General features: G+C 63.9%; 17 protein-coding genes. 4 read left to right on the top strand and 13 right to left on the bottom strand.

Translation table 11 applies throughout. The features are described 5' to 3' along the window. Positions 1-13: 13 nt before the first annotated feature. The 5 genes from ACVMIM_RS15005 to ACVMIM_RS14985 form a co-directional block, all read right to left on the bottom strand. Complete coding sequence (locus ACVMIM_RS15005) at positions 14-2,611, bottom strand: AMP-binding protein (protein WP_476112856.1); 2,598 nt, start codon at positions 2,609-2,611, stop codon at positions 14-16. A 131-nt stretch (positions 2,612-2,742) separates the two neighbouring features. Further along, positions 2,743-3,687 (bottom strand): cytochrome c, encoded by a 945-nt coding sequence (locus ACVMIM_RS15000; RefSeq protein ID WP_476112854.1) that lies wholly within the window; start codon positions 3,685-3,687, stop codon positions 2,743-2,745. Positions 3,688-3,697: 10 nt separating this feature from the next. Next, positions 3,698-4,135 (bottom strand): c-type cytochrome, encoded by a 438-nt coding sequence (locus ACVMIM_RS14995; RefSeq protein WP_476112852.1) that lies wholly within the window; start codon positions 4,133-4,135, stop codon positions 3,698-3,700. A 163-nt stretch (positions 4,136-4,298) separates the two neighbouring features. Further along, positions 4,299-4,901, bottom strand: a complete 603-nt coding sequence (locus ACVMIM_RS14990) for a superoxide dismutase (RefSeq protein ID WP_071035608.1) — start codon at positions 4,899-4,901, stop codon at positions 4,299-4,301. Between the two features lie 206 nt (positions 4,902-5,107). Next, a complete protein-coding gene (locus ACVMIM_RS14985; protein ID WP_041002839.1) occupies positions 5,108-5,986 on the bottom strand; it encodes a branched-chain amino acid aminotransferase in 879 nt (292 codons plus the stop codon). A gap of 313 nt (positions 5,987-6,299) precedes the next feature. Here ACVMIM_RS14985 and ACVMIM_RS14980 point away from each other — a divergent pair, with 313 nt between their 5' ends. Both ACVMIM_RS14980 and ACVMIM_RS14975 read left to right on the top strand, forming a co-directional pair. Beyond that, positions 6,300-6,962, top strand: coding sequence for a haloacid dehalogenase type II (locus ACVMIM_RS14980; protein WP_476112849.1), 663 nt, complete (start codon positions 6,300-6,302; stop codon positions 6,960-6,962). Between the two features lie 172 nt (positions 6,963-7,134). Beyond that, positions 7,135-7,956 carry a L,D-transpeptidase gene (locus ACVMIM_RS14975; protein WP_278049605.1) on the top strand — a complete coding sequence of 274 codons (822 nt, stop codon included), beginning with the start codon at positions 7,135-7,137 and terminating at the stop codon, positions 7,954-7,956. Positions 7,957-7,968: 12 nt separating this feature from the next. On the opposite strand, the gene pdxR is transcribed toward ACVMIM_RS14975, so the two are convergent. Further along, positions 7,969-9,396 (bottom strand): MocR-like pyridoxine biosynthesis transcription factor PdxR, encoded by a 1,428-nt coding sequence (gene pdxR, locus ACVMIM_RS14970; protein ID WP_476112847.1) that lies wholly within the window; start codon positions 9,394-9,396, stop codon positions 7,969-7,971. Positions 9,397-9,471: 75 nt separating this feature from the next. On the opposite strand from pdxR, the gene ACVMIM_RS14965 reads away from it, so the two are divergent. Together ACVMIM_RS14965 and ACVMIM_RS14960 are read left to right on the top strand one after the other, a co-directional pair. After that, on the top strand, positions 9,472-10,095 hold the full coding sequence (locus ACVMIM_RS14965; protein ID WP_476112845.1) for an FMN-binding negative transcriptional regulator: 624 nt from the start codon (positions 9,472-9,474) through the stop codon (positions 10,093-10,095). Between the two features lie 56 nt (positions 10,096-10,151). Then, positions 10,152-10,802: a LysE family translocator gene (locus ACVMIM_RS14960; protein WP_476112843.1), complete on the top strand. Its 651-nt coding sequence runs from the start codon at positions 10,152-10,154 to the stop codon at positions 10,800-10,802. A 61-nt stretch (positions 10,803-10,863) separates the two neighbouring features. On the opposite strand, the gene ACVMIM_RS14955 is transcribed toward ACVMIM_RS14960, so the two are convergent. The 7 genes from ACVMIM_RS14955 to ACVMIM_RS14925 all read right to left on the bottom strand — a co-directional run bounded on the left by ACVMIM_RS14955 (position 10,864) and on the right by ACVMIM_RS14925 (position 18,072). Next, on the bottom strand, positions 10,864-11,337 hold the full coding sequence (locus ACVMIM_RS14955) for a DUF4189 domain-containing protein (protein WP_041002241.1): 474 nt from the start codon (positions 11,335-11,337) through the stop codon (positions 10,864-10,866). A gap of 50 nt (positions 11,338-11,387) precedes the next feature. Continuing rightward, positions 11,388-12,113: a hypothetical protein gene (locus ACVMIM_RS14950; protein ID WP_476112841.1), complete on the bottom strand. Its 726-nt coding sequence runs from the start codon at positions 12,111-12,113 to the stop codon at positions 11,388-11,390. A gap of 12 nt (positions 12,114-12,125) precedes the next feature. After that, entirely contained in the window at positions 12,126-12,701 is a 576-nt protein-coding gene (locus ACVMIM_RS14945) for an invasion associated locus B family protein (protein ID WP_476112840.1), read from the bottom strand. Positions 12,702-12,709: 8 nt separating this feature from the next. After that, positions 12,710-15,538 (bottom strand): YadA-like family protein, encoded by a 2,829-nt coding sequence (locus ACVMIM_RS14940; protein ID WP_476112838.1) that lies wholly within the window; start codon positions 15,536-15,538, stop codon positions 12,710-12,712. After that, the gene (locus tag ACVMIM_RS14935; RefSeq protein WP_476112837.1) at positions 15,483-16,991 is read right to left on the bottom strand and encodes a hypothetical protein; all 1,509 of its coding nucleotides are present in this window, start codon (positions 16,989-16,991) and stop codon (positions 15,483-15,485) included. The genes ACVMIM_RS14940 and ACVMIM_RS14935 overlap by 56 nt, the downstream gene beginning before the upstream one ends. After that, a complete protein-coding gene (locus tag ACVMIM_RS14930) occupies positions 16,988-17,443 on the bottom strand; it encodes a hypothetical protein (RefSeq protein WP_476112835.1) in 456 nt (151 codons plus the stop codon). Before ACVMIM_RS14930 ends, ACVMIM_RS14935 begins: the two co-directional genes overlap by 4 nt. Before the next feature lie 206 nt (positions 17,444-17,649). After that, on the bottom strand, positions 17,650-18,072 hold the full coding sequence (locus ACVMIM_RS14925) for a helix-turn-helix domain-containing protein (protein ID WP_476112833.1): 423 nt from the start codon (positions 18,070-18,072) through the stop codon (positions 17,650-17,652). Between the last annotated feature and the right edge of the window lie 218 nt (positions 18,073-18,290).

Genomic DNA, 18,290 nt, shown 5'->3' with positions numbered 1-18,290 from the left:
TAGATCAGGTGCCTCAGACGGAGAGCAATTCCGGCTGACGTCCTATCGCCAATCTGCCACGCAGGTTTCGAATGCCTGCCAAGGCCTTGCCGGCAACGATACCTAAAGCGATCCCGCCGGCAATCGCCAGCAGCTGGAAGATGGGAGCCGGCAGCACGCCTGCGACGGGGGCCATCAATATTTCCGGGACGAAACGGTGGAAAAGGTAGATCGGAAACGCCGCGACGGCGACCTGCGCAACCGCCCGCCCTACCCCGGCCGGCAGGCGAACACGCGGTAGATAAAGAAGAACCAAAAGCGCCGCGAAGATCATTAGGTACTTGACCGTCGTCCCTAACCAGACCGACTCCCAGAAGGCCAAATAACCCAGCATGGCGGCTGCAAGGGCAGTCAGAGCCAGCTTTCTCGCCGGAGTGTCGGCAAGACCGGCGCACCAACCGAATACGGCCAGATGGAAGACCCAATAGATCGTGAAGATCTGGCGGTTGCCGAGATCGACGAACAAAGGCAGCGAAAAGCGCGCGGCAGCGGCAAACCCCAAAAGACCCAGCGAGAAAACGAAGGGACGGGCCCGGGCAAGCTTGCGTAGTGGCGGAACGGCAAAGATGAGAGCGAAGACCAGAAGTGTCTGCGGATAGGCCTCGATGAACCAGTAGAGATACGGGATCATCTCGTGACGTTCCGGTTCGGCGTAGCCAAAGTTGCCGGTAAGGGTCATCGAGGCCCAGGGCGCCGCCTGCCAAGCGACGGCGTAAGCGACGACAATGAAGAAATAAGGGATCAGCACGCCAATCGCAGGTTTCAGCGCGTGCCCGATTCGACCGGCAAGGAAATGGGCCGACTGGAAACGAGCAAGGCTGTAGCCGACCAGCAGCATCATGACGCCGGAGCCGCCGGGGATAGGCCATAACGTCTCGTGATGCACGACGACCAGAAGGATGGCGATGGTCCTTAGCACCAAATCGACAGGCAGCCCGCTTGCCTGCCCGCGCATGAGAGGCCGCTTCGCCGGACGAAGATCCGCTAGCTCCGCGACGCTTAGGCGTTCCCACCCGTCCGGTAGCTCCAAACCCAGTCGTTCGAGTTCAAGGGCCAGTTGCAGGAAGCGAAGGGAATCTCCGCCGAGGGAGACAAAGCTGTCATTGCGGCCAACGGGGAGCGGATAGAAGACGCGGGCATAGGCACCAGCCACGCCACCACTTTCGAAGCGGACTTCCGCCCGCTCTTGCAACATCTCGCGCTGGAGGCAGTTATAGTCGATCTTGCCCGAGGCAAGCCTGGGAAAGTCGCCGCGCGTGGCAACTCGAATCAGATTGGCTGGCAAGCGGCTGGCTTCGGCAAGGATACGCTGTGCCCTCTCCGCCGAGCCGGCGCCGATCACATAGGCCTGCAACCCTCGATCGTCGCCGACCACCGCCGCGGCAATGCCCGCCCGCTCCAGCGCCTGCTCCATAATGTCGAAGCCGATCCTGAGGCCGGCAATCTTGGCAAAGCGGCTCTTGCGCCCGACGATACGGAAGAAACCGTGCTCGTCCCGAACGGCAATATCGCCGGTATTCAGGATCTCGACCTCAGCCCCGCGCGCCAGATCGGAACGCCCCGTGGCATAACCCATCATTACGTTGGGACCGCGATAGACGAGTTCTCCCGAAATGCCCGATCGCGTGATCGGTTCTCCTTCAGCATCGACGATGCCAAGACTGCCGCCGGGAATCGCCACACCGATCCGCTCTTCCCTGTCGGAAAGGCTCTCAGGCGGCACGAAAGCGATGCGCGCCGTCGCCTCGGTCTGACCATACATGACGAAGAACCGGCCGCCACGCGCACGCATGTGATCCCTGTAGAGACGAATAAGGTCGGGACGGAGCTGTCCGCCGGCCACGGTCATCATGCGCAATGTGCTGAGTTCAGCGTCGCGAAAACGCGCCCTTTCCAAGAGTTCATAGGAATAAGGGACGCCGGACAGATTCGTGCAGCCGCCGTCAGCGATTATCCTGAGAAAATCGCTGTCCATGACCGAGGTGCCGGGGAAGAGGACGCTGGCGCCGGCAATCAGATGCGAGTTGAGGACCGATAGCCCGTAGGAATAGTGGAGCGGCAGCACGAGAGCGGCCCGATCGTTCGAAGAGAGTTCCAGATAGGCCGCAATCGAGCGCGCATTGGCCTCGATATTGCCGTGGGAAAGCCTGACCGCCTTGGCGGTGCCCGAACTGCCGGATGTCATCAGCAGCAGCGCGAGATCAGGGTGCAGCGGCTCAGCGTCTCCTACGCGCCGGGCCTCCTTGACGAGACGCCAACGGCCATCGAGTGGCCGGTAGGTGAAATCCGGCTGGAAGGCCGCCAGGAAATCTTCCCAGAGCCGGCTGTCGCAAGGCGGCAGCATGGCCACCGCATGGCCCGCCCGCAGGGCTGCAAGATACGCGACGACCGCCTGCTCGGAAGCGTCCGCCGAGATGGCTACCAGCTGCTTTTCTCCTTGCCCCAGCCTCGCGGCGAACTGCTGCACAAGCCCGTCGAGCTCCGCGCAGGAAAGCGTCCGGCTGCCGGCGAAGAGGAGCGCCGCACGCTGTCCGCGATGGGCGGCTCCGGACAAAAGATCGATCGAGGGCATGGCAAGCTTCGGTTAGCCAGAAAACTGGCCGAAGCGCCTATGATACATGAGTTTTAAAGTCAACTAATATGGCTGAGACACCACAAGCTCATCGCATCGCTGGTGTCACGCAAAGAAGACATGATGACGGTTCAGCTCGCCGGCTTGCGCGCCGGGTAGCCATTCGGATGCGGCGGGATCGCCTTGAGATAGGCAGCAATCGCGGCGCGGTCGTCGGCGGTCAGTTGCGCCATGTTGCGCTGCACGTCGACCATGGCGCCGCCGACGGAATCGAAATCCGGCGTGAAGCCGGTTTCGAGGTAATTGGCGATGTCGGCCTCGGACCAATCCTTGGTGGCGCCCTGCGGGGTGATGTTGGGCACGACGCCCGAGCCTTCGGCAGCCACGGCGCCCGCCAGCCACTGGCCCTTTTTGACGCCGCCGGCGAAATCGCGCGGCGTGTGGCATTCGCCGCAATGGCCGGGCCCCTCGACCAGATATCGGCCGGCGAGAACCTTGTCCGGCGTGCCGTCGGGCAGTGCAATCACCGGCTCTGAGCTGAGATAGAGAAGCTTCCACAGGCCGATGCCGCGGCGGATGGTGAAGGGGAAGGACAGCTTGTGGTCCGGCGCCTTGCCGGCAACCGCCGGCAGCGTCTTCATGAAAGCGTAGAGGTCGGCGATGTCGGCCGGCTTCATGCGCGCATAGGAGGCATAGGGAAAGGCCGGGTAGAAATGCTCGCCTGAAGGCGAAACGCCCTTGAGCATGGCGTTGGCGAAGTCCTCCTCGCTCCAGCCGCCGATGCCGTCCTTCCGGTCCTGCGAGATGTTGGGCGGAACGAATGTGCCGAACGGCGTCTTGAGTTCCAAACCGCCGACCAATTGCAGCCGGGCGTCGCCCTGCGCGCCCGGTTTGGCGTGGCAGGAGGTGCAGCCCCCCGCATAGAAGATGCGCTTGCCTTTGGCGGCGTCACCGGGGCCGAGTTGCGCGACGGTGCCGGCGTCCAGCCTGGCGGGCGCCGAGAGGACCCAGCCGGCAGCGGCCGCGGCGCCGCCAAGCAGGACGGCGGCGCCGACAAGCTTCCTCAGCCAGGCCATCGCCGGGCAATCAGCTCTTCTTGATCCGGTAGGTCTGGTGGCAGGTGCCGCAATCGCCGCCGATCGTGTTGAGTTGCGCCTTCAGCGCGTCGACGTCGGCCGGAGGCGAAGCCACCGCGGCCTTGACATCGGCCAGCAGCTTGTCTTCTGCCGCGTTGAAGCCGGCCTTGTCTTCCCAGATCTTCGGCGCCGCCGTGGTGTCGCCCTTGTCGCTGCCGGCCGGGAAAAGCTTCTCGGCATCGAACTTCTCGGCATTTGCCTGCAGGGCCTTCAGCGTCGTCAGCACAGCGGCGGCGTCGAAATCCTCCTCCCCCTTGACGACTTTAGACAATTGACCGGCCAGCTTGCCGCGCTCCTTCATCAAGGCCTGGCGATCCTTTATCGGATCGGCAAAGGCGACCGAACCGGCAAAAGCGAGCATAGAGATGGCGAGAACAAGCTTTCTCATTCAATTGGCTCCGTGATGAGGAAAGAGGGTACGCGACTGAACGTTAACGGACGTCACAACGGGATTATTCCCCTTCGCCGTGACGATTTTGCCGGCCGGCTTGCCGTTTCCACTGCCCGAAAAAGAAAAGCCCCGGCATGCCGGGGCTTTTCGCTAGAAATCGTTAGCCTTTAGCCTTTTCATACAGCTCCAGGACGTAGTCCCAGTTGATCAGGCTGTCGACGAAGGCCTCGAGATATTTCGGCCGCGCGTTGCGGTAGTCGATGTAATAGGAGTGCTCCCACACGTCGACGCCGAGGATCGGCGAGCCGCCATGGACCAGCGGGTTCTCGCCGTTCGGGGTCTTGGAGATCTCGAGCTTGCCATTCTTGACCGAGACCCAGGCCCAGCCGGAGCCGAACTGGGTGGTGCCGGCGGCGATGAAATCCGCCTTGAATTTGTCGTAGCCGCCGAGATCGCTGTCGAAAGCCTTCTGCAGCGCGCCCGGCAGCTTGTTGCCGCCGCCGCCCTTCTTCATCCACTTCCAGAAGTGGATGTGGTTGTAGTGCTGGGCGGCGTTGTTGAAGAGCCCGGCATTCTTGCCGAAGGACTGCTTCACAACCTCTTCGACCGACAGGTCGCCCATTCCGGCCTCGGCGGCCAGCTTGTTGCCGTTATCGACATAGGCCTTGTGGTGCTTGTCGTGATGATACTCCAGCGTCTCCTTCGACATGTAAGGCTGCAAGGCCTCATAGTCATAAGGCAAAGCGGGCAACTCAAAAGCCATGGATGGTACTCCCTCAAGGAAAAAAGTCCGGTGGTATTACCGAGCTAAGATAGGTCTGGAATGGGTCGCGGCAACTCCGGAATGGGGCGCCGAGCGACTTTTTAGAGCAATTCCGGGAAAAGTGTGAAACGGTTTCCGCTCGGAATTGCGCAAAAAAGAGAGGGAGCGGTTCGCCGTTCGGCGAAACGGAGAAACGCTCCGGCGGCTCAGGCGGCGGACGCCGAATGCGCCCATTCCCAATAGAGCTCGCGCGCTTTCTTGGCCACGGGTCCGGGCTGCAGGTCGCGGTTCTCGATGCGAGTGATCGGCACGACCTTGGAGTGGTTACCGGTCGAGAAGATCTCGTCGGCTTCGAGGAAATCGCGAACCGACAGTGTCTTCTCGGTGGTCCTGAAGCCGTAGTCGCCGAGCAGGTTGATGGTGCGCGAGCGGGTAATGCCAGACAGGAACGTGCCGTTCGGCGCCGGCGTCATCACATGGCCGTCCTTGACCAGGAAGATGTTGGAGGTTCCGGTCTCGGCGACATTGCCCAGCATGTCGAGCACCAGTGCGTTGTCGAAGCCGCGATTCTTGGCTTCCAGGATGGCGCGGCCATTGTTCGGGTAGAGGCAACCCGCCTTGGCGTTGGTGGGCATGGTCTCGATGGTCGGGCGCCGGAACGGCGAGACGCCGATCGAAAAGCCGGAAGGCGGGATCATCGGTGCTTCGTAGAGGCACAGGCAGAAGCGGGTCGAGTCCGGGTCGGCCGGCACGCCCATATAGCCGCCATGCTCGGCCCAATACATCGGCCTGATATAGACCGCCGTCTTGCCGTCGAATTTCTTCAAGCCGTCCCAGGTCAGGCCGACGATCTCTTCCGTCGCCATCGAAGGCTTCAAGCCAAGCGCGGTCGCCGAAGCGTTGACGCGAGCGGAGTGAAGCTCGAGGTCGGGCGCGACGCCTTCGAACCAGCGGCCGCCGTCGAAGACGCTGGTGCCGAGCCACATGGCATGGCTGCGCGGCCCCAGCACCGCGACATTGCCCTCGTACCAGTCGCCGTCCACATAGGTCCATGTCGCGGTTTGCGCCGCTGCCGCCAGTGTCATGTTTGCCGTCCAAATGAGCGGTTTCGGGTCGGCATAGGACGATGCTTTGAGGGCCGGCGTCAACCGACATGGCCGAAAATCGTTGAGGCCAGCAGCACTTACGGAGCGTTGCCCGATATGGAACGGGCAACGCTCTGCAAGTCCTTTTTTTGATGCATGTCGGTCTTCCCAAAACCGCGCCGCACTTTTGGGCGACATGCGTTTTGTTTGATGCATGTCGGTCTTCCCAAAACCGCGGCACACTTTTGGGCGACATGCGTTTAAGCGCAATCAGCGCTTGCATGGGGCGCGTCCTCGTCTCAAAACTCTTGTCATGCATCATGCGGCCTATGTCTTCGACGCCTATGGCACGTTGTTCGACGTGCACGCGGCCGTGCGCCGCCATGCCGGCGAGATCGGCCCGGACGGCCAGTTGCTGTCGGAAATCTGGCGCGCCAAGCAGCTGGAATATTCCTGGGTCAGGACGCTGATGGGCTCATATGCCGATTTCTGGGAATTGACCGAGCAGGCGCTGGATTTCGCTTTGCGCAAGGTCCCCTCTGCCGATCCGGCGCTGCGGCCGAAACTGCTCGAAGCCTATTGGCGGCTCGATTGCTACCCGGAAGTGCCCGCCGTGCTGAAGGCGCTCAAGGCGTCGGGCGCGAAGCTCGCGATCCTCTCCAACGGCTCGCCGGAAATGCTCGGCGCGGCGGTCAAATCGGCGGCGCTCGACCAGATCCTCGAGGACGTGTTTTCGGTCGACCAGGTCAAACGCTTCAAGACCGACCCGTCGGTCTACGACATGGTGATCACCAACTGGCGGCTCTATCCGGGCGCGGTGTCTTTCCAGTCGTCGAACCGCTGGGACGTCGCCGGCGCGACGAAATTCGGTTTCCGCACGGTCTGGATCAACCGGACCAATCAACCGGACGAATATCGCGACTTGCCGCCGGGGCTCATTCTACCCTCGCTCGATGGCCTGCTGGCGGGTATCTGATGTCTCTGTTGCTGCAGCGCAACAGCGGCGGCACGGTCACAGCTTCGCCTTTTTCTGTCCACCCTCAAGCCAGAATTGGAACCGCCTATCGCCGCCGACTGTTATGAATGCCGCCTGTGACGTGCCCGCACATTCATGCTTTCTTGCGAATTAAGACCTAGAAAAGGCAACCATGTCAGACGCTTCCTTCCGCATCAGCCGCCGCGGCTTCCTCAATTTCACAGCCCTTGGCGCTGCTTCGGCGGCCGTTTCCGCCTGCACCACCACCGGTCCGGCCCCTGCTCCCATCCAGCCGCCACCGCCCACCTATGTCGAGCCGCCGCTCGGCGATTACGAGACGATGTATGGCCCGATGTCGGACAATGGCTTCGACCTGCCGGCCATTCCGGTCAACAAGATCGATCACAGATTCTTGCGCCAGATCGTTCCCGATCCGACCGGACAGCGCCCGGGCACCATCGTCGTCGATACCACCGGCCACTTCCTCTATCTGGTGCGCGAGGGCGGCCAGGCGATCCGATACGGCGTCGGCCTTGGCCGCGCCGGCTTCGAATGGTCGGGCGACGCGGTCGTGCAGTGGAAGCAGAAATGGCCGAAATGGACGCCGCCGGACGAGATGGTCGCGCGCCAGCCGGAGCTGACGCAGTACAGCGCCAAGAATGGCGGCATGCCCGGTGGCCTGAAGAACCCGCTGGGGGCGCGTGCGCTCTATCTCTTCCAGGGCAACCAGGACACGCTCTACCGCCTGCACGGCTCGCCCGAATGGTGGTCGATCGGCAAGTCGGTATCGTCGGGCTGCGTGCGCCTGATCAACCAGGACATCATCGACCTCTACGACCGCGTGCCGACCAAGACCCCGGTCATCGTGACGGCCAATATCGGTGCGCCCGAAGAGGACATGCCGGAGCGCAAGGCGATCCCGATCGACAATGGCGTGCCGACGGGTTCGATCCTGCTCGGTCCGGTGAAGCAGCTCACCAACGAGATCTTCTAAAGCGTCGATAAGTCAGCGGTGTTCGGCCAAGATAGTGGCCAGCACCGCGACGCCGCGGCGCAATGCTTCCGCCTCGAGCCCGGCGTAACCCAGGATAAACCCGGCCGTTTCCGGCCTGGGGCCGCTCGGATCATAAAGCGGCGACACAGGATAGAGGCCGATCCCGGCGTCTCGCGCGGCCGCGATGATCCCCGGTTCGCGCTCGGCATCGATGCCGTTCATCCAGGCGATGATATGCAGGCCCGTCTCCGCCCCGGCGATGGTGACCCTTGACCCCAGTCGATCGATCAACGCCTTGAGCAGGATATCCCGGCGCTCGGCGTTTTTTCTCCGGATGCTGCGCACATGGCGCTCGTAAGCGCCGCTCGCCAGCAACTCGGCCAGCACATCCTGCTCCAGCATCGGCGCATGCCGATCGGTCAGGCGCTTCGCCTCGCTGAACGCCCGGCGCAGGCTGACGGGGACGACGAGGTAGCCGAGCCTCAGGGTGGGCGAGAGCGTCTTGGACAGCGTGCCGACATAGATGACGGTGTCCGCGTCGAGCGCTTGGAGCGGCGGAATGGGGCTGATGTCGTGACGGTATTCACCGTCATAATCGTCCTCCACCACATAGGCCCCCGCGCCGGCGGCCCAGGCCAGCAGCGAACGCCGGCGTGCCGCCGAAAGCACGCCGCCGAGCGGAAACTGATGCGACGGCGTCACATAAGCGAGACGGGCCGGCGGCAGCGTGTCCGTCCTTAGCCCATCCGCGTCGACAGGAACGGGCATGGCTATGCCTCCCGCCGCCACGAAGGCGTGGCGAGCCAGCGCATATCCGGGGTTCTCGATCACGAATGGATCGCCGGGATCGAGCAGCAGCCGCGCGCAGAGGTCGAGCCCCTGCTGCGAGCCGTTGACGATGACGATCTGGTCCCGTGCGCAAGTGATGCCGCGAGCGCGCCAGAGATAGGCCTGGAGCGCGTTGCGCAGGACGGAACATCCCTGGGGATGGCCGTAGCGCAGCCGCGCGGGGCGCCGCAGGATCGCCTTGTTCGACGCCCGCCGCCAGGCCAGCACCGGGAAGTCCGCGCCGGATAGGTCGCCATAGCGGAAATCCGCAATGTTGGCCGGCTCCGCCAATGCCGGCGGAGGCAGAGCCAGCAACCGCCCCGCGAATGCCGACAGGTGCGGTGGCGAGGCGGTTGCGAGGGGCGCCTCTCCTGACGCCCTCTCCAGTCCCGCGGCCACGATCGCACGCGCCCCCTGCCGGATGATCAGATAGCCTTCGGCGTCGAGCTGATTGTAGGCAGCCGTCACCGTGGTTCGCGAAGCGCCCCATTCGGCGGCAAAGGCCCGCGTCGACGGCAGGCGATCGCCCGGCCGATAGGCGCCGCTGTGGATCTGCTCCTTGATCGCCGCGATGATCCGGCGCGCGACGCCATCCTGCTCGAACTGGACCACACAAAACCTTCAAAACTGGATGTTCCAAGCAAGCCAGACATCCGGCATCCTTTCTTGCAACGCAAGGAGTTTGTCATGTACATCCCGCCCGCCTTTCGCGACGACGATCATGAAAGCCTCAAGGCCACGATCCGCGCGGCGCGACTGGCAGTCCTGGTTACCGCCACGGCCGAGGGCCCGCTGGCGACGCCGTTGCCGCTTCTGCTGGATGAGAACGAGGGCGAGCATGGCGTGATCTACGGCCATGTCGCGAAGGCAAACCCGCAATGGCGCGTGCCGGCGGTGGGTGACGCCCTTGCGATGTTCATGGGGCCGGACGCCTATGTGACACCGGCCTGGTATCAGACCAAGCAGGAGACCGGGAAGGTCGTGCCGACCTGGAACTATATCGCCGTCCATGCCCATGGGCCGATCGAATTCTTCGAGGACGCCGACAGGCTGCTCGAGGTGGTGACCCGCCTGACCAACCTGCATGAGGGCGGACGCTCAGCGCCGTGGGCCGTGTCGGACGCACCGGCGGATTTCATCCAGTCGCAATTGAAGGGTATCGTGGGTTTGCGCATGCCCATCATGAAGCTCGAAGGCAAGCGCAAGATGAGCCAGAACCGCAACGCGGCCGACCGCGCCGGCGTGGCGTCCGGCCTGTCATCGAGCGACCGTCCGTCCGACCGCGAGGTCGCACCGCTTATCCCAGTGTAAGACTGGCCGGTGTGAAGACTGGCCGCTGTGAGACACTATCCGTTAACGAGCCCGTCATGCCGGTCCTGACCCAGTTCGCGCTGTATTTCGCCGCGGCTTTCCTGCTCGCCATCACGCCGGGGCCCGGCATCTTCTATGTCGCCGCGCGCACGCTGGCCGGCGGCCGCGCCGAAGGTATCGCCTCAAGTTTCGGGACGGGGCTGGGCGGCATGGTCCACGTGGCGGCCGGCAGCCTGGGCGTTTCGGCCATCGTGCTCGCCAGCGCGGAGCTGTTCACGGCGCTGAAGCTGATCGGCGCCGTCTACCTCGTCTGGCTTGGCTTCCGCACCTTCCAGTCCGCTCGCCGCGAGGCAAAGACGATGCTGGACGGCGGGACGCCGACGCCTGCCGTCGGCGCCGGCCGGGCGTTTCGCGAAGGCGTGCTGGTCGAGGCCTTGAACCCGAAGACGGCGGCCTTCTTCCTGGCCTTCATTCCGCAATTCGTGAATCTGGGCGCCGGCCACATCGCCCTGCAGTTCATGGGCCTCGGCTTCATATCGGTGGCGCTCAACACCCTTGCCGATGTCGTGGTCGCCTTTGCGGCAAGCCGCATCCGGCAAGGCGCCGCTGGGCGTATTGGTGTGATCCGCCGGCTGCGGGAGGCATCCGGCGGCGCCATGATCGCGCTTGGCATTGGTCTCGCCATAGCCAAGCGCCCTCCTCTCTGATTGCCGGCCACGCTCGGCTCGCCGACATCGGGACGCGACGAATATCCAGCGGCTGCTCCCGTCAGGTGCAAACCCACTCGCGGATCTTGCACTCCTTCCCCTCGCCTCCGCACTGGGCCGTCGCCTTGTCCTCGGCTTCACGGCGGGTCGTGGCCGATGCTGCGCCCCAGAACGGCGTCGCCGCGCCACGGCTCTTGCCAACCGAAAGAGCCGCGCAGTGCTCATAGGGAAAGCCGGTGCCGTCATCATCGTCCCAATGGCGATGGTTGCGGAACACTTCGACCACCCGGCAGCCCTTGCCGTCCGCATTCTCACAGTGCTTGAGCGCGATGTCTTCCGCTTCCTGACGCTTGTCGGCGCCCCAGAAGAAGCCGTGACGGCCGTCGCCGGGCGAATAGGCGATCGCGCCCCAGATGCCCTTTTCCTCGCCCGTCTCAGCCGGCGGCGGAGACACCAGGTCGGCTGCATGGCTGGCTATCGTAAGCCCGGCCAGCGCCGCCAGCAGCGGGAATGAGAGGCGACGGTCGATCAGCATGTTCGTAGCTCCCAATGCAGCTGTTCAAGATCGGTGATTGTGCCCGGCCGCTATCCGCCCATGCGTGCGACCGAGACGACGATGCAGGTGTTTCCGGTTGGGACCAGCAGCGCCTGGCCGCCATTGTTGGCCAGGTTGAAAAGCATCGTGTTCGAAAGGTTGTCCGCCAAAAGGCTGCCCTTCGGCAGCGTGCCGGCGACCTCCTGACAAGAGCGCTGGAACGGCGCCACGCGCACGAAGCCGCCCTCGCAGGTCTGCCCGAGAGGCGAGGCATAGACGATACCGGCGGCCTCGGTCTTATAGTCCGGCAGATTGTAGCTCATCCCGGCGAGCGCCTGCACGGCGTGCGTGTCGGGCGAGGTTTTGTCCCATTGTGTCTGGACGGCATAGGTCGATCCCGCAGTCAGAGCCTGCCCGAGCGTGGCAAAGAGATTGGCGCAGGTGCGAACGCCCGCCTGAGCGACATGCGCCTGAAACGGATTCTTGTTCGCCGAGCTGTCTGCCGGCGCCGGGGCGGCTTGCGTCGACTCTGCCTGCACGGGCGCCTGTGCTTGCGCGGAAGCGGTGCCGGCGACAAGTGTCCCAAGCGTGGGGAAGAAACGAAACGACAGGATGACCGCCGCCGCGACCAGGACGGCGAACGCGCCGAGCAGCGCGGTGTTCCGCAACAGCCGCCAGGCCGACAAACGCGCCGGCGGCGAGCCGGCCGGCGGCTCCGGCAGCGCAACGGACTCGGAGCGCGTCAGAATTCTGTCCTCTATGGATTGGCGTGTCATCTCAAGCTCTTTCTAGTTGATGGCCGACAGCGCGGCCTTGAGCCCCTTGAAGGGGGCGTCGAGGCTGACGGTCGCTCCTGACGGCAGGGAATAGGAAACCTGGACGGTGGTTTCTTTGCCGATCTGTTCGCGAAGCACCGGACCCACGGGGAGATAGCCAACGCAAACCGACGCGTCACAGGCCTGCAGCTCAACATCCACCGGCTGCTTGCGGCCGGCAAATTTGAGCGAAAGCTTGCTTCCCGTGCCGGCCTGGCTGGGGGCCCGCAGTATCATGAAAGGCTTGCCCTTCTCGTCGGCTGCCAGCGACCAGCTGAAGACCGGTGCCTGGCTCTGATCGATGAAGGACTGGCTGATGTTGCAAACCCTCTTCCTGGCCTGGAGATTCTCGTCGCAGATCAGCGTCCAGTTCTCGAAAGGACGCGTGGTTCGCTGATACTGGCCGAGCTTGACGTCCGGAGGCACCGCGACATCCGAAGGCTTTATCCGATAGGCGGACGGCGCCACCTCCTGTCCGACCGCGCGCGGGCCGGACAGGAGCAGGCAAGCTATGGAGAATGCGACAGCAGCGACCGCGTGCCGGGGCATGGAGAGGCTCAGTTCAACGTGAAGCTGACGCCCGCGCCGACACCCCAGTGCCCGCCGGCCGTCGTGCCCGAGAGGTTCGCTCTCGCGCGCCCATCCTCGCTGGTGTAGCCGGCGCCGAACGCGACCGCTCCCTCGCCGCGCCAATAGCCGCCGCCAGCCGCCACGCTGACCTTGCCCGGACGGTCGTCATAGCGCAGCGAAGCGGCGGCCAGGCCGATCGCGGCCGCCTGGCGTGCCTCGCCGCGCGCTTCGCCCATATCCATGTTGAGCTGGCTGAGCTTGGAGTCGGTGTAGGCATTGGCCTGCTGCAGCGTGGTGGCCGCCACCTGATTGGTGTAGGTCTTGGAGTTGTCGAGCGTGGTCGCCAGCCCAAGATTGAGTTGCTGCACGTTGACTGCATCGGTGTCGGCGGTGCCGGCGCCGACATTGTGGATGACGACAGGCGCATTCGCGTCGCCGCCGGCGAGCGTCAGCGAGTTCGACTTGGTGCCATCCGGGTTCTTGTCATACTGGACTGCGAACTCGTTGAGATTGCCGACGCTCCCCTGCACCGCTTCGACGGCCTGATTGGTCGCGTAGAGCTGACTGCCGTTGATGGCGTCCGTGGAGGTGGAACTGATCCGGCCCGCCGCCACGTTGGTGACGGTGCGCTCGTTGCCGACGCTGCCGACGCTGACCGTGCTCGTCGGAGCGGTTCCGGCGAAGGTGTAGGCGACACCGTTGATCGTCGTGCCCGTCGTGGCGACCGCCGCCGCCGTCGTCGAGCCCGCGCCGAGCGCGACGCTGCCCGGCTCATTGGCCGTGGCGCCGGCGCCGAGCGCCATCGACTGCGCACCGTTGGCGGTCGAGTTCGTCCCTAGCGCGATGCTGTCTGCCGCATTGACCGTCGAGGTCTGGCCGATCGCGATGCCGCCCGGCGCAGTCGACTGCACGATGGCGCCGTTGCCCATGCCTATGCCGTTGTTGCCGTTTACGGTGGTGCGCGGACCGATCGCGACCGAATCGACGCCGGCCGCAAGCGAGTCCGACGCCGTCGAATTGGCATGGAAGTACATGGAACCCGTCACCGCGAAAGAGCTCAGCGCGCCCTTCAACTGGCGCAGCGTCACCGCGTCCTGGTCCTCCGTGGCGTCGGCAACGTTGATGATCTGACGATAGGATGTGGAGGTGCCCACCGAGACGGCGCCGAGCAGACTCATGTCCGCAGTGTTGTAGGGGATGAGGCCAGTGCCGGAGAGGATCGATCCCGATGTCGGCGCCACCGCACGATCTGAAACCGAGCCGGAGCCGAGCGCTACGCCGCCGGTGACAGTTGCCTGGGTGCCGCGGCCGAGGGCCAGCGAGTCGCCGGCGGACGCGGTGGCCTGGTAACCGAGCGCGGAAGAGCCTACCCCTTGCGCGAAGGCATCGGTGACCGGGAGCGTGCTGTCATTGGTGCGGACATAGCGAATGCCTACGCCATTGGCGTCGGTGTAAGCGGTCGATGTGTCGCCGGCAAAATTATTGATCGTGTTGCCGAGCGTGGTGATGTCGGCGGTGTTGGCGGCGATATCCGTCGTGTTCTGCGTCACCTGCTGGTTAGTGGCGAAGAGCTGCGAGCCGTTGACCGCATCGGTAGAGGAGCCGCTCAACTGCCCGGCCGCGACATTCTGGATCTGGCGCTCGGCACCCGCCGAGCCGACCGAGAAGGCGCCGGCCGGAGTGGCTCCGGCAAAAGTGTAATTCACACCGCCGATCGTCGCGCCGCCAACCGCGGTCGTGGTGCCGGACACGGAGTTGAGGCCGATCGCCACATCGCCGGCGTTGTTGGCCACGGCATTCGGGCCGATCGCGACGGAATCCGTTCCCAGCGCCTGGGAATCGGCGAGCGTCGAATTGGCGTGGAAGTACTTGATGCCGCCGCCAGCGTTGATGTTGTTGATTGTGTTGCCGAGGGTAGTGATGTCTGCGGTATTGGCGGCGATGTCGGTTGTGTTCTGCGTCACCTGCTGGTTCGTCGCGAAGAGCTGCGAACCGTTGACGGCATCGGTCGACGAGTTGCTCAGCCGGCCTGCCGCGACGTTCTGGATCTGGCGCTCCGCGCCAACCGAGCCAACCGAGAATGCGCCGGCCGGCGTGGTGCCGGCGAAGGTGTAGTTGACGCCGCCGATCGTTGTGCCGCCAACCGCCGTCGTGGTGCTGGATGCGGAATTGAGGCCGATCGCCACGTCGCCGGCATTGTTGGCCACGGCATTCGGGCCGACCGCGACGGAGTCCGCGCCCAACGCCTGGGAATCGGGCAGCGTCGAGTTGGCATGGAAATACTTGATGCCGGCGCCGCTGTTGATGTTCGTGACCGTATTGCCGAGACTAGCGATGTCGGTTGTGTTCTGCGTCACCTGCTGGTTGGTCGCGAACAGCTGCGAGCCGTTGACGGCGTCGGTCGAGGCGTTGCTGAGCCGGCCTGCCGCGAGGTTGGTCAAGGTCCGCTCAGCGCCCGGCGCGCCGATGCTGACCGTCGAGGTCGGCGTCGTTCCGGCGAAGGTATAGGTCGTACCGCCGATCGTGGCGCTACCGGTGCCGACGGCCGCCTGGGTGACCGAGCCCGAGCCGAGGGCCACATCACCGGAGCTTGCCGTGGCGGTCGCGCCATTGCCCAGCGCGACATTCCCGACGAAGCCGGCCGCACCCGCGGTGGACCCGTTACCCAGCGCCACGGAACCCTGCCCGATCGCCTTGTTGTTGTTGCCGATCGCAACCGCGCCGGCGGCCTGGTTGGCGGCGGTAGCGCTCGCGGTACCGTCAGCATTGGCGATGTTGTTGGGCGCCGCCGGTGAAGGCGCCGGTGCCGCTGGCATAACTCGGATCGCCGATGGAGACCGCGCCGTCGCCATAGGCGGTGTTGTTCGCGCCGATGGAAACCGCCTGGCCGCCGGTCGCCACCGCGTTGGTGCCCATGGCGACCGCATTGACGGAATCGGCCTTGGCGTTGTTGCCCACGGCGATGGCGCTCGCCGCCGATGCATTGGCGCCGATGCCGAGCGCGGTACTGGCGATTCCGCCGGCGTTGGCGCTAACGCCGGCGGCAAGGGAATTGTCTCCGGTAGCATTTGCGCCAGATCCGAACGAGGAGGCGTTTTGGCCGCTGGCCACGGCCGTGTTGCCAATCGCCGTGGCTGCAGCGCCGCTTGCAATTGAGGCAGGGCCCATGGCGACGGCGAAAGCGCCGGAAGAGAGCGAGTTGGTGCCGATCGCGATGCTATTGGGCAGGGCCGTGTTGGCCTGAACGCCTGCCTGCGCGCCCAAACCCAAGGCGATGGACTGGTTGCCCCAAGCGCTTGCTGTGTTGCCCATCGCCGTGGCGCTCGTTCCAGTTGCTTTGGTCAGAATGCCGATGGCAACGGTGTTTTGCTGATTTGCTGTCACATCCGTGCCGAGGGCGATGGCGCCCTGTGCAAGGGCACCCGTTCCCGCGACGGTGCGCCCGCCGATATTGATGGAGTTGATCTGTGAAGCGACCGATTGGAACCCGATCGCGATGGCGTTCTGGTTGCTTGCGGTGGCGTTGTTGCCCTGGGCAAACGAATCCACTCCCGACGCTTTCGCCCCATACCCGAGCGCGGTGGCGCGCAGCCCGCTTGCCGCGGCAGCGAGGCCGAGGGCCGAAGCATTCAGCGCAGCGCTCGTCCCATTGCCGATAGCGGTGGCACCTGCGCCGTTTGCAACCGTATTGACGCCAAAAGCCGATGAGCCATCCCCATTGGCATGGGCATTTCCGCCGACCGCAAGGGCATTGGTGCCGGTGGCGTTCGCAAAGACACCCATGCCTATCGCATTGAGACCATTGGCAGAATTAGCATAGCCGATGATGATCGAGCCATCGCCGGTTGTGCTGTTTGCGTCGCCTATCGCCAAGGCGTTCTGGCCATTGGCAACGGTGCCAGAGCCGATTGCGGTTGAGCTGGCGCCGGCGCTACTGCCGCAGCCGATAGCGGTGCTGCCTGCAGTCGCAGCACTGGGATTGGTGCAGTTTGCGGGATTGCTGACAACCCCATTGCCCATGGCAACCTGCGCGAACGCCGCTTGCGGTATCATGATCCCGGCGACGGCGAGCAGGGCGCCGGTCGCCCCGCCGGTGCTGAGCATTCCATGCCCCAACCGGTCGCGCTTCAGGCCGAGCACGCGATGCGCGTTGCGCAGCGCGGCCATCAAGCGGCGGCGCAGCGAGCGGCTGTCGGCAGCGCCGAGTACCCAGTTCCCTGCGAAACGCGCCGATGCGCGCCGGGTGTTTCGTGCTTGCCCGAGGTTCATTGTGAGAGTGCCTCCTTTGGTCGGTCGCGCTCGATCACGACAGGTTCCGCCGACCCTGCCGCCGAAGCGTGTCTGCTCGAAAATGGGATGACAATATCGGCGCCGCGCGCCAGAAGCGCATGGCCCTGCTTTTCACCGATCGCCTCGACGCGATCGAGCGTGCTTTCAAGCCAGGAGTCCCCCTCCTCCGGCACGGCCTGCAAGGCTCGTGTGACCCGTTCGCCCGGAATGAGCCGGCCGAGATAGGACCGCATGGCCGCCAGATGGGCAGCAGGCGCGTCGCCCGCGTGAACCACGGCGATGAGGCCGTAGAGATAATGGGCAAGCAGCATGTCCTGCTTGGCCAGGGGCACGCCATCTCCATAGCGTTTCTCAAGCGTCCTGGACGCCGACTCCAGCCAGTAGCCGATCTCCTCGGAAAGGCTGCGGCCGATGGCCGTATCGTCGCTCATGTCCCCTCAGCCTAGTCAGAATCCGGCGTAGCTGAACCTGCTCCAGAAGGACATGTTTTCAGAATCCCGTATTTCAACAAATTGCTGTTTATCGGAAAAAATACAGCACATATTCTGGAGGTTAACACAGAATTACTTTAGAAATTTCTTTTATAAGCCGAGCCAAAAAATAAATCTGCCCATAATTTGGGCAATTTGCTGTCGCCTTACTCACTAGCCCGCGATCGAACCTGCCTCGCCCGCACCTGCTGTGGGGTGGCGTTGCGATATTTTTTCATCATGGTGGTCAGGTGGCTCTGACTCGAGAACCCGCTCAGATCGGCGATGTCCGTGATCGACATGCGGCTGTCGGCAAGCAACTTTTCAGCAAGGTCCAGACGAAGCGTAAGGACGTATTGATGCGGCGACACTCCGAACGTCTTGGAAAAGCCCCGGGCGAAGTGATAGGGAGACAATTCGCATACCGCTGCCATCTCAGCGAGAGAAAGCTTGCGGGAAAAGTTGTCGTTCAGGAATTGCTGCACCAGCCCGGCGCAACTGGGCGTCAGCCCGCCTTTTGCGTTAATCGGTAATCGTCTCTCAGCAGGGATTTCCGAAAGCCAGGTCGACAGATCGTCATCGCGCCGCAACTCCGACTCCTGATGCTCAGCCCTCCGCAGCCTTGGCCCAACCTTAGCGGGCGCTTTCGGTTTCCTAGCCACAATAATTCGTGATCGCACGTGGTCGCCGTTATCGAATATGCCCCCCGGCAACAGCCCGCAAAGGCCATGATTTGAGGCATTCGGTATTTCACGAAATTGCGGTTCGGCGGGGAAAAACTTCTTTCACGAAAATTTTAGATGCCGCT

It is taken from the genome of Mesorhizobium sp. USDA 4413 (genome assembly GCF_056280365.1).
Note: the sequence above shows the minus strand (reverse complement) of the source record. Positions and strands in the feature narration are given on the sequence as shown.